The sequence below is a fragment of the Flavobacterium sp. genome (assembly GCF_044368625.1).
Classification (GTDB): Bacteria; Bacteroidota; Bacteroidia; order Flavobacteriales; family Flavobacteriaceae; genus Flavobacterium.
In genome coordinates this window covers 1-10612 of the sequence record NZ_JBIPPD010000113.1, presented here as the reverse complement: position 1 = coordinate 10612, position 10612 = coordinate 1, and the positions used below count along the sequence as shown (strand labels likewise).

Below are 10612 nucleotides of genomic sequence, written 5' to 3'. Positions count from 1 at the left end.
TCAAAATTAATTTCAAAATTTAATAAGTTAGACCTTACAAATAGTGTTCAATTTGAGTATAACAAAGAACAGTTCAACAACATATTTACAGTAGAAAATCAAAATTTTCCCGCTTATCAAAACAACAGTAATCTAAAACTCTTTAATTTTATTCAAGAAAACACATTACGCTATAATTTTTCAAATAAATTCGATGTCACAGCAAATTTGAACTGGCAGCAGTCATTATTTAAATCTAATTTTTTTTCAGAGAATATTTTTCTTTTAAATCCTGCATTTTACTTTAACATTAAAAGAACAGGTTTCGGTAATTTTTCTTTATCCTTTGCAGAAAACAGTTTATTACCTGAAATAAATCAACTAACATCAAATTTTCAGTTGACGGATTATCGCAGTTTTTTTCAAGGAAATGCGGATCAAAAGCCTGTAAAAAACCAAACAACGTCATTTAATTATAACTATTATAATGATGCAAATAGATTCTCAATAAATACAGGTTTGTCTTACGTAAATTCAAAATTAATATTAAATACAGTAAGTAATTTAGCAAACGAACTTAACTTTAATGCATTCATTCAAACTAGAGGCGGTGAAAGTTATAATTTTAATTTTGGTATCGTTAAATATAGCCGTAAAATAAAACTAGCTTCAAAAATTGGAACAAATATTAGTTGGATAACTGCTCCAGTTAATGTAAATTCCACAAAATTTTTAAATTCCACTAATTCCATTAATACAGTCAAATACTCTGGCACCACTTATTTTAAAGCTAAAATGAATTTTGATTTTGGTTTTTCATATAATTACTTTCAATCTAATTTTCAAGATTTGAAAACAAATAATACAACGAAAGACGCGTTTTTAAATATCAATTGCAAGGTTTCTAAAACAATTTTGGCAGAGAGTAATAATGCATTTTATCACGTTAATAACACAACTTATTCATTTAATAATTTTGTAATTAATTATTCCCCAATAGAAAGTAAATTATCATATCGTATAATTCTAAATAATCTTAGGAACGAAAATCAATACACTTACATTTCATTAAATAATTATAGTTATTATCAATCTATTATTCAGCTTGTGCCTAGATACGTTTTAGGTACAATAAAGTATCGTTTTTGAATAATTAAAAAAATAAACAAGTATAGACTAGCTGTTATCGAACTGAAAAAAAGTATCTACAAAGAACATTTTCGGCATTAGTGTGAATGATTTTGTAAATTATAAGATTTAGGTTGTCGCGCTCAATTTTTAATTTACTTTCATACTGGTAAAGTTTGAAAAACTAAACAAAAATGCGGGTTTTTTTTAATAAAAAAATCCCGATTCATTGAATCGGGATTTTAAATGCCTTTAAAAAAAGGCATCTTCTATTTTGTAGATTCCTTCTTTCGAAGGAATTCTATCCTAAAGCAACACGCTTGAATCCTGTGATTTCCACATTGAATCCATTTACGTAATCACTTACTTTTTTACTATCGTCTTTGATAAAGTTTTGATCTAACAACGCTTTTTCTTGGTCTAAAGTAGTGTTGTCAGAAATAAAACGCTGAATTTTTCCTGGAAGAATTTTATCCCAAATTTGTTCTGGTTTTCCTTCTGCTTTCAATTCTGCTTTAGCATCTTCTTCCGCTTGTTTGATCACTTCTTCGGTCAATTGAGCGTAAGAAATATATTTAGGTACATTTTTCAATGTTTTACCCAAACGAGCTGCTTCTTCATTTTCTTTTTCGATAATAGCAATACGAGCATCTGTTTCAGAAGCAACGAAAGCAGGATCGAAATCTTTATACGATAATGTGTCAGCACCCATTGAAGCTACTTGCATCGAAATATCTTTAGTCAATACGTCCGCATTGTTAGTTGCAGCAGAAATGGCTGTTAAAGCAGCGATTTTGTTAACGTGAACATACGATCCAACGTAAGCACCTTCTAAAATTTCGAAACCACCGATTTCGATTTTTTCTCCGATAACACCTGTTTGCTCAATTAATTTTTCAGCAACAGTGATTCCGTTAAAATCAGAAGCTAAAAAGTCTTCTTTTGAAGAAAAGTTGATTGCTTTTTGAACCAATTCTTTAGCTAAAGTTACGAAAGATTCGTTTTTTCCTACGAAATCAGTTTCGCAATTCAAAGTGATAATTGCTCCTCTAGTGTTATCAGCATTTACAAAAGAAACCGCGGCACCTTCAGTCGACTCACGATCAGAACGATTTTCAGCAACTTTTTGTCCTTTTTTTCTTAAATTTTGGATGGCTTCTTCGAAATTTCCGTCCGCCTCAACAAGTGCTTTCTTGCAGTCCATCATTCCTGCACCTGTTTGTGTTCTTAATTTATTTACGTCTGCAGCAGTTATTGTTGCCATAATTTATTTTTTTTAAAATTTAAAATTTAAAAATTCCAAATCCCAATTGAATTAAACTCAATACTTTGGAATTTGGAATTTTTTAATATTGGAATTTATTTTATTTATTCTTCAGTTTTCACTTCTTCAGTTGTAGCTTCTACTGTTTCAGAAGGAGTCGCTGCTTTTGGAGCCACAACTACTTCATCTGCTGGTTGTTCGTCAGCATCTTTGTCAGAAGTTCTGTTTGCATTACCGTCAATTACGGCAGCAGTTACTATAGACAAAATTTTCTCAATTGATTTAGAAGCGTCATCGTTAGCTGGTATTACATAATCAACCTCTCTTGGGTCAGAGTTTGTATCTACCATTGCGAAAACTGGAATGTTTAATTTTTGAGCTTCTTTAATTGCGATGTGTTCTGCTTTAATATCTACTACGAATAATGCAGCTGGAAGTCGTGACATATCAGCGATAGAACCTAAGTTCTTGTCTAATTTTGCACGAAGACGGTCCACTTGTAAACGTTCTTTTTTAGACAAAGTCATGAAAGTACCGTCTTTTTTCATTCTATCAATCGTTGCCATTTTTTTAACAGCTTTACGGATAGTTACAAAGTTAGTTAACATTCCACCAGGCCATCTTTCAGTGATGTAGGGCATGTTAGCTGCTGCAGCTTTTTCAGCTACGATGTCTTTTGCTTGTTTTTTAGTAGCTACGAATAAGATTTTTCTACCTGATGCAGCAATTTTTTGCATTGCATCGGCAGCTTCTTCGATTTTTGCTGCTGTTTTATATAGGTTGATAATGTGAATTCCATTACGTTCCATATAAATGTAAGGAGCCATGTTCGGGTCCCATTTTCTAGTCATGTGTCCAAAGTGTACACCTGCTTCTAGTAATTCTTTAACTTCTACTTTGTTTGCCATTTTAATGTAATAGTTTACGTTCTGTTGAATTAGCAATGTTCCTTTGGGCTTTTGTGCTTTAGGCTTCATTTAGATGCTAAACTAGTTTCCTGCCTCGACAGGAACAACAAATCTTTTTTAAATAATAATAAATTGTTGTCTTGCACCAAATGTACAAGACGGTACTATTAACGTTTAGAGAATTGGAATCTCTTACGAGCTTTTTTCTGACCGAATTTCTTACGTTCAACCATTCTTGGATCTCTTGTCAATAAACCTTCTGGTTTTAAGATAGCTCTGTTTCCTTCGCCAACTTCACACATTACTCTAGCCAAAGCCATTCGCACCGCTTCTGCTTGTCCTGTTGAACCACCTCCGTAAACGTTTACTTTTACATCATAGTTGTCAACATTTTCTGTCATAGACATTGGTTGTAACACTTTGTACTGTAAAGTAGCTGTTGGGAAATAAGTTGTAAATTCTTTTTTGTTTACCGTGATTTTTCCTGTTCCTTCCGAAACATATACACGTGCAACAGCGGTTTTTCTTCTACCGATTTTGTGAATAACTCCCATTACTTAAGATCGTTAAGGTTAACTGTTTTCGGTTTTTGAGCGCCTTGTTTGTGCTCAGAACCTACAACAACATTTAAATTTCTGAAAAGTTCCGCTCCTAATTTGTTTTTAGGCAACATTCCTTTTACTGCTTTTTCTACTAGAGTTGCAGGGTTTTTTGCTTGCAATACTTTAGCAGTTAAAGTTCTTTGACCTCCTGGGTAGCCTGTATGACGCATGTAAATTTTGTCATCCATTTTTTTACCTGTAAGGTTGATTTTTTCTGAGTTGATAACAATTACGTTATCTCCACAGTCCACGTGTGGTGTGTAACTTGGTTTGTACTTACCTCTCAAAATCATTGCGACTTTTGAAGCAAGACGTCCTAAGTTGTGACCCTCAGCGTCTACAACAATCCACTCCTTTGTAATGGTGGCTTTGTTTGCTGAAACTGTCTTGTAGCTTAATGCGTCCATAATATATTTTTAATTAAACATTCCATTCCCTCCCGAAACGTCGGGAAAAGGGAGTGCAAAAGTACAATTATTTATTTATAATACAAATACCTAGAAAAGATAATTTTGTCGAAGTCAATTTATTAGCTATCATTTTTAAAATGAACATAGTAGGTAATTGGTTTTCGTTGCAAAGATTTTGATCAACTAGAAGTTTTTTTATCTACTTAAACATATTTGATTTCTTGAAATATACCCAAAAAAATGCTTTTTGAAAGTAATATTTTTGCGTTTAATTTACATTCAACACTATTTTTGACCTTAATTAACACTTTTGCAGGCAAATAGTTATTTTTTTTCTACTTTTACAGTTCAATATTTCAGATATGAAAGAAAAAGCAACACTAAAGCAAATTGCAAAACAGTTAGGTGTTTCCGTTTCCACGGTTTCTAAAGCCCTCAATAACAGCCCCGAAATTAGTGACTTAACCAAGAACAAAATTCAGGAATTTGCAAAGCTAAAAAATTACAAGCCCAATATTACGGCATTAAATTTAAAAAGCAGAAAGACAAAAACGATTGGTGTTATACTGCCTAATATTTTAAATTCGTTTTTTGCAAAGGTTTTTACTGGAATCGAAAAGGTTGCCGAAGAGAAAGGCTATCATATCATCACTTGTATTTCTAATGAGTCTTTAGAAAAGGAAATTCACATGATGGAGTTGTTGAGTAACGGTACGGTCGACGGATTTATTCTTTCGATTGCCGAAGAATCGCAAACCAAAGAATCTTTTGATCATTTTATAGATTGCATCAATGATAGCGTTCCGATTGTAATGTTTGATCGTGTTACCGATTTGGTAAAATGCGACAAAGTAATTGTGGATGATCTCGATTCCGCATTTGACGGGACCCAGCACCTTATTGATATTGGTTGCAAAAAAATTGCATTGCTTTCGAGTATTGATAATTTAAGTGTTGGAAAACTCCGCGCCAATGGTTATTTCAAAGCTTTGGATCAAAATAATTTTCCAGTAGACGAAAACCTTATCATACTGAGCGATGCTGTGGATGAATTTGATGCTAAACTACAAGCGCTTTTTTCCAGTGAAAGCATTGACGGTATTTTTGCTTTAGACGAACACGCCTCGGTTTCAAGTTTGAAGTATGCGTTAGAAAAAGGGTATAAAATTCCAGAAGATTTATCAATCATAGGTTTTGCAGATGGCGTTTGGTCTCGAAGAATGACGCCGAGTTTGTCCACTGTGAGTCAACATGGTCCAGAAATTGGTGAAGCCGCCGCCCGGATGTTAATTGATAAATTAGAATCCAAAGGAGAGGAAACATCGTATAAAACAGTAGTGATTAAAACCGAATTGCGGCAAAGGGATTCCACGCGAAAGAAGGTTTTGTAAAAATTTAAATATAAAGAGGTTGCATAAATAATTATGACGCAACCTTTTCTTTTATTTTATATCTTTGTTCAGTTATTGTGTTAACATTTTAAATATATTTATGGTAAAAAATTACTTTTATTTGATTTTTCTTTTTTTTACACTTTCTTCTTTTGCACAAAAATCCTCCACTATTTTTGATGTCGCTCGTACGGGAACTGTGGCTGAAGCCAAAGCGCTTTTTGAGCAAAATCCAAAAGTAGTTGATGAAATTAATGAGGCGGGTTACTCTCCTTTAATATTGGCCTGCTACCGCGGAAATACGGAAGTGGCTCAATTTCTAATCGAAAATGGTGCCAACTTAAATTACAACTCCACCATGGGAACACCATTAATGGCTGCTGTTGTGAAAGGAAATATTGAAATTGTAAAAACATTATTGGATTTAAAAGCGGATGTAAATTTATCAGATGCAAACGGAATTTCTGCTTTAATCTATGCAGTTCAATTTCAGAATCCTGAAATTTTAAGTATGTTATTGCATTATAAAGCTGATAAATCCCATCAGGACAAAGAAGGAAAGACTGCATTTGAACATGCTGTTTTTTCAGGAAACGAAACAATTATTAACTTACTAAAATAAACAATCATTAACCTCAAAAAACAAAAGATTATGAAACAAAAATTACTTTTAATTGTAGCAATTGCGATGGGATTTTCTTCATTTGCGCAATTTTCTACAGGAACAGTTACCTTGACTACAGGTATGACTTTAAAAATTGATACAAATAGCACTACAGTAACACTTACTTTAACAGGACCAAGTAATACTTGGTTGGGAATTGGATTTGGAGGCAACTCAATGGCGAGTGTTTCAGATATGTTTATTTGGAATTCTTCAGCAAATAGAGATTATACACCTTCTGGATATTCTCCACCATCTCCTGATGCATCAGGATCGCAAAGTTGGACTATAGGTTCTGATAATGTTGCATCTGGAGTAAGAACTGTTGTGGCAACTAGAAATTTAGTTTCTACAGGAGATTATACTTTTACAAATTCAACAAGTTCAATTCCTATTATTTTTGCCTTGAGTAATAATACATTTTTAAGTCAACATACAGGAGTTCATACAAGTACAACTTTGACAAGAACTGCTTTAGACGTTGAAGATTTTTCTTTGAATGCCTCAGCTGTTTACCCAAATCCATCTACCGGAAACTTCAGAGTGAAATCTAAAACTACTTTAGATCGCATCAATATATACTCACAAACGGGTGCTTTTATGAAGACTGTGGAAGGAGATTTGGGAGCTAATGAACTGGAAATTAATGTAGAAGAATTGCCTAAAGGTGTGTATCTTATCGAACTTCAGAACGCTTCTGAGAAATCATGGAAAAAGATTATTATTAATTAATTTAGTTCATAAAACAAAAAAGGGACAAGTTTCTAGCTTTGTCCCTTTTTTTGTGTTAATTTTTAAGGTAATACCGTGCAAACGCCGTCTACACAACCGATATTTTGTGGTGGCATTACAGCCATACAATCCGAAACAACATTGTACTTTACATTGTACGAATTTTCCATCGCATTGTAATTATTTACTTTCTCTGTTAAGTATTCCAAATCCACTGTACTCGGATACACCAAATATTCTTTTGGACCACCACAAGCTTTGCTTCCAAAAGCAATAGAATTACAACTTGAGGCATCATTACAGCTAAATGTAGCGATGTAATTCAAAATCAGTTGGCGCTCTTGTTGAAGCGTTACCAAATCAAAACTTTGATCCGTTGGAGCTGTATCATCTTCGCATTGAAAACTTTGAAACAGCAAAACAACTGCAAATAGGGTTAAAATTTTTTTCATGTTATAGGATTTTTCATTTAGATGTAGAAAGTTTTAATGGGTTGCGTTAATGAAAAATCGTATGCCGAGGCTTCGGGACTAAATCTTTAACTCCAACTCATAATTCTTCATGATTTATAACTTTGTTGTTTATGTCATCCGTAAACGAAACCGGTATAACCATTAATTTTGAAATGTTCAATGCGTAAATAGTTAGACATTTTTTACTTTTCCTTTTCTTGCTTTAACTTTTGTTCTATCCATGTTTTAAAATGAGTAGCAGAATTAGGTCGCAGTATAATTTTCAGATTACGATCTAATACGAAATAGGTTGGAGTGCTAAAAACATAATAATCTTTTGCGCTTTTTGTTTCCCAGCCTTCAAAATTACAGTAGGTAAGCCAAGGTACTGACTTGTATTCTTCTTCAAAAGCCCTTTGGTCGGTGTCAATACTTATGTAAACAATCTCTATTCCGTTTTTCTTACAAACCTCATTTAGTTCAACAAGCTGTAGCGTTTCGGTCTTACATGTTGGACACCAACTGGCTCCAAATACTACTAATTTATACTTGCTTTTCATTTTTTTTAAGGATACATTTTTATCTAAAATTATATCGGGTGCTGTTTTGCCTACCGCCAAAGACCTGTATTGTTCATACATAGTAGCACTTTTCTCATCTAAGACACAATTATTTTGATTGAGCATTTTCAGCGCTAAATATTCGGCAGAAGAAAATAGACTTTTTCGTTCAAGAAGTGTAAACCAATAGTGTGCAATTTCTTGTTGTATGGTGGTTTCATCTTTGAGTTCAGTAAGTACTTTATTTATCGCATCATTGAGCAAAGGGTATACTTCTTCTTGCGGAAATCGCTCGACGAGATTAGTGTATCCATGGATAACATCCTTAAACAGACCAGAATGCTTTAAAGCCTTAAAGTCTATTGCCATAAATTCGATTACATGAGAAGGAGCCCGCCAGGTATAGGTTTCTAAACTTCTAGGCATTTGTTCTATCAATCCTTTGGTAAGCAAATACTGTCTGGCAAATAAATGTTCAGGTACTGATTTTATGTAAGAAGGAAAGCTATTAGAAGTAAAGTTGAGCTCCTCTGCAAATTTGTGTTGTTTTATACTATCATTGGAGTAAAGAGGGAGTAAGTAATTTAAACCAGCTACTTTGGCCTCAGCTTCTTGAAAGGTTTTCATGCCTTTTAAAAAGGTGTCGTATTCTTTACAACCTTGTATTTGTAGACCGTCTTTATTAGTGAGATCTTTCCAGAAAACATTTATATTTTCTTTGTTAAGTAAAAATAAATTCTGATAAGCTCCATTCATATACAAGTGGGCAACACCACAATATTCTGATGGATAGTTAATCACGAACTTACCGTCATCTTTACTTTCGCTCGTAGACAATGTAATTTGTTGAAAACCACTAAAGCCTTTCAGTTCGTATTTGCTATTTGGGAAATGCGGAAAGTGCCCTTGGATTGAATAACTATGCTGCGAAAAAACTAGTGTATGCACGACTAGCAAATAAAAGGATAAAATTTTTGTCATTATTTTTTGGTATCTTTTTATTAACCATAAAAGTAACTTAACGATAAATCCAGCGCCATACTTTCCTAGTTTTATAAAAAGACCACAGTTTAGATGCTGTGGTCTTTGACTAACTGAAAATTAGTTACAATTATTTATTTCTAATTTATTTTACTATTATTTATTTTCAATAGTCAAATAATTAAGGAGTTTTAAAAGCCAACTCAGCTTTGATACACCGAACATTAAAGCCTACGGCACGAGCGGCACTAGAGTTGGTTGTGATTTCGTTGCTTTTAAAAGCAATTAAAAAAGCATTAGTGGAAGGGAAATTTAAAAATGTAACGGAGCGAGTCCAATAATTAGCGATTATAGTACTGTAATATTTTCCATCTCTTGAATCGGTATAACCAGATGCAGGTAGTTTTAATACAGAGGCATAGGCGTCGGTGTCATTGTTCATCGATCCGCTAGAAACGGCTGTTTGCCATTCTGCGGTTGTGGGTACGTAATAACCGCTTGGACAGGGTCCTTGGGGAGAAGATGCCCAACGATTGTTATTGTTGTCGTCTCTCCAGTCCCCAATTCCACCGAAAGAAACGCCTATAAAATTATTATATCCAGGCGTATCGCTAGTTGCTAATGCATTTTGTGCGGTAGCGTTATAAAATGTTCTACCGGCAAACTTATTGCTACCATTTATAACGACAATTTCGTGACCATCTGCCGGTCTTCCCCATTGAAAAAAGTTGCCATAAGCAAATGCGTCATTTATAGCAGTTGCGGCACGTCTTGCCCCAAGATTTCTATCCATCCATGTTTGTGTGCCTAAAGTTACGTCTGCTACTTCAGTTGCACTCGTTGGTATCGATTTGATGTCTATTCGTGGATTTATCTCAATACTATTGGATGCACCCAAGACGGAAATGCTCATTATTCCACTAAAAAATTCTGGAATAACAACTGTATTTGGCACTAAAACTACAGGAAAAGTGCCTGCCGTTTCAAATACGCCGCTTTTGCTGTACACTAGTCCAGTATTGGGGTCTGTAGCAGTAAGCGTGTAAGAACCCGCTGATGTGGTTGTAGCTTGTACAGTTATGGTTGATGCAGGTGGAACGGCCTCGCCATTGTATCCAATACCTGTAGCATCTATTACTGAGACACCTTGGTAAGTTGGGTTAGCAATAGTAAAGACTGCAGGATCTGGCGGAAGAGGTGTACAAGGCGTGATGTCTTTCCAAGAGTCGTCAGCATAGCCTTTAAAACATTTCTCGGCTTCGTCATAAATGACCATTCCATTTACTGGGGCAATTACTGCATCAACATTGGCAACACGTGGAAAAATCACACCGCTATTGGTAGATATAACATCTAATGCTCCTTGAGGCGAAGTAGTGTTTATACCTACTTATGCAAAACTCGAGAGACAACCTACAAAAAATGCAGCAAAAAAGGTTTTTTTATTCATATATTGAGTTTTAATTAATTCAACTTGTTTTTTGGAAACATAGATGGTTTTTAACAATAAAGTTTTTTTTATCATCAAAATTAGTAGCTGT

11 protein-coding genes are annotated in these 10612 nt (G+C 34.1%); 4 read left to right on the top strand and 7 right to left on the bottom strand.

What is annotated here, in order from left to right:
- On the top strand, positions 1-1128 hold a 1128-nt coding region (locus ACIQ2X_RS09695), incomplete at its 5' end, for a hypothetical protein (protein WP_396178731.1).
- 280 nt (positions 1129-1408) lie between these two features.
- On the opposite strand, the gene tsf is transcribed toward ACIQ2X_RS09695, so the two are convergent.
- From tsf to rplM, 4 genes are all read right to left on the bottom strand, one after another.
- On the bottom strand, positions 1409-2371 hold the full coding sequence (gene tsf, locus ACIQ2X_RS09690) for a translation elongation factor Ts (RefSeq protein WP_396178730.1): 963 nt from the start codon (positions 2369-2371) through the stop codon (positions 1409-1411).
- Positions 2372-2475: 104 nt separating this feature from the next.
- The gene (gene rpsB, locus ACIQ2X_RS09685) at positions 2476-3279 is read right to left on the bottom strand and encodes a 30S ribosomal protein S2 (RefSeq protein WP_396178729.1); all 804 of its coding nucleotides are present in this window, start codon (positions 3277-3279) and stop codon (positions 2476-2478) included.
- 167 nt (positions 3280-3446) lie between these two features.
- Positions 3447-3833 carry a 30S ribosomal protein S9 gene (gene rpsI / locus ACIQ2X_RS09680; protein WP_396178728.1) on the bottom strand — a complete coding sequence of 129 codons (387 nt, stop codon included), beginning with the start codon at positions 3831-3833 and terminating at the stop codon, positions 3447-3449.
- Positions 3833-4288 (bottom strand): 50S ribosomal protein L13, encoded by a 456-nt coding sequence (rplM, locus tag ACIQ2X_RS09675; RefSeq protein WP_396178727.1) that lies wholly within the window; start codon positions 4286-4288, stop codon positions 3833-3835. The genes rpsI and rplM overlap by 1 nt, the downstream gene beginning before the upstream one ends.
- Positions 4289-4653: 365 nt before the next feature.
- Between rplM and ACIQ2X_RS09670 the strand changes: the two genes are divergently transcribed.
- The 3 genes from ACIQ2X_RS09670 to ACIQ2X_RS09660 all read left to right on the top strand — a co-directional run bounded on the left by ACIQ2X_RS09670 (position 4654) and on the right by ACIQ2X_RS09660 (position 7078).
- Positions 4654-5682, top strand: a complete 1029-nt coding sequence (locus ACIQ2X_RS09670; RefSeq protein ID WP_396178726.1) for a LacI family DNA-binding transcriptional regulator — start codon at positions 4654-4656, stop codon at positions 5680-5682.
- Between the two features lie 121 nt (positions 5683-5803).
- Positions 5804-6304, top strand: a complete 501-nt coding sequence (locus ACIQ2X_RS09665; RefSeq protein ID WP_396178725.1) for an ankyrin repeat domain-containing protein — start codon at positions 5804-5806, stop codon at positions 6302-6304.
- 30 nt (positions 6305-6334) lie between these two features.
- The gene (locus ACIQ2X_RS09660; RefSeq protein ID WP_396178724.1) at positions 6335-7078 is read left to right on the top strand and encodes a T9SS type A sorting domain-containing protein; all 744 of its coding nucleotides are present in this window, start codon (positions 6335-6337) and stop codon (positions 7076-7078) included.
- A 62-nt stretch (positions 7079-7140) separates the two neighbouring features.
- On the opposite strand, the gene ACIQ2X_RS09655 is transcribed toward ACIQ2X_RS09660, so the two are convergent.
- The 3 genes from ACIQ2X_RS09655 to ACIQ2X_RS09645 form a co-directional block, all read right to left on the bottom strand.
- On the bottom strand, positions 7141-7530 hold the full coding sequence (locus tag ACIQ2X_RS09655; RefSeq protein ID WP_396178723.1) for a hypothetical protein: 390 nt from the start codon (positions 7528-7530) through the stop codon (positions 7141-7143).
- Between the two features lie 203 nt (positions 7531-7733).
- Positions 7734-9071: a TlpA family protein disulfide reductase gene (locus ACIQ2X_RS09650; protein WP_396178722.1), complete on the bottom strand. Its 1338-nt coding sequence runs from the start codon at positions 9069-9071 to the stop codon at positions 7734-7736.
- A gap of 181 nt (positions 9072-9252) precedes the next feature.
- Positions 9253-10401, bottom strand: coding sequence for a hypothetical protein (locus ACIQ2X_RS09645; RefSeq protein WP_396178721.1), 1149 nt, complete (start codon positions 10399-10401; stop codon positions 9253-9255).
- Positions 10402-10612: the final 211 nt, after the last annotated feature.

Bases quoted from the DNA above. Each gene is read 5' to 3' on its own strand.
- tsf (WP_396178730.1), bottom strand. From the start codon at position 2,371: ATGGCAACAATAACTGCTGCAGACGTAAATAAATTAAGAACACAAACA.
- rpsB (WP_396178729.1), bottom strand. From the start codon at position 3,279: ATGGCAAACAAAGTAGAAGTTAAAGAATTACTAGAAGCAGGTGTACAC.
- rpsI (WP_396178728.1), bottom strand. From the start codon at position 3,833: ATGGGAGTTATTCACAAAATCGGTAGAAGAAAAACCGCTGTTGCACGT.
- rplM (WP_396178727.1), bottom strand. From the start codon at position 4,288: ATGGACGCATTAAGCTACAAGACAGTTTCAGCAAACAAAGCCACCATT.
- ACIQ2X_RS09670 (WP_396178726.1), top strand. From the start codon at position 4,654: ATGAAAGAAAAAGCAACACTAAAGCAAATTGCAAAACAGTTAGGTGTT.
- ACIQ2X_RS09660 (WP_396178724.1), top strand. From the start codon at position 6,335: ATGAAACAAAAATTACTTTTAATTGTAGCAATTGCGATGGGATTTTCT.
- ACIQ2X_RS09655 (WP_396178723.1), bottom strand. From the start codon at position 7,530: ATGAAAAAAATTTTAACCCTATTTGCAGTTGTTTTGCTGTTTCAAAGT.
- ACIQ2X_RS09650 (WP_396178722.1), bottom strand. From the start codon at position 9,071: ATGACAAAAATTTTATCCTTTTATTTGCTAGTCGTGCATACACTAGTT.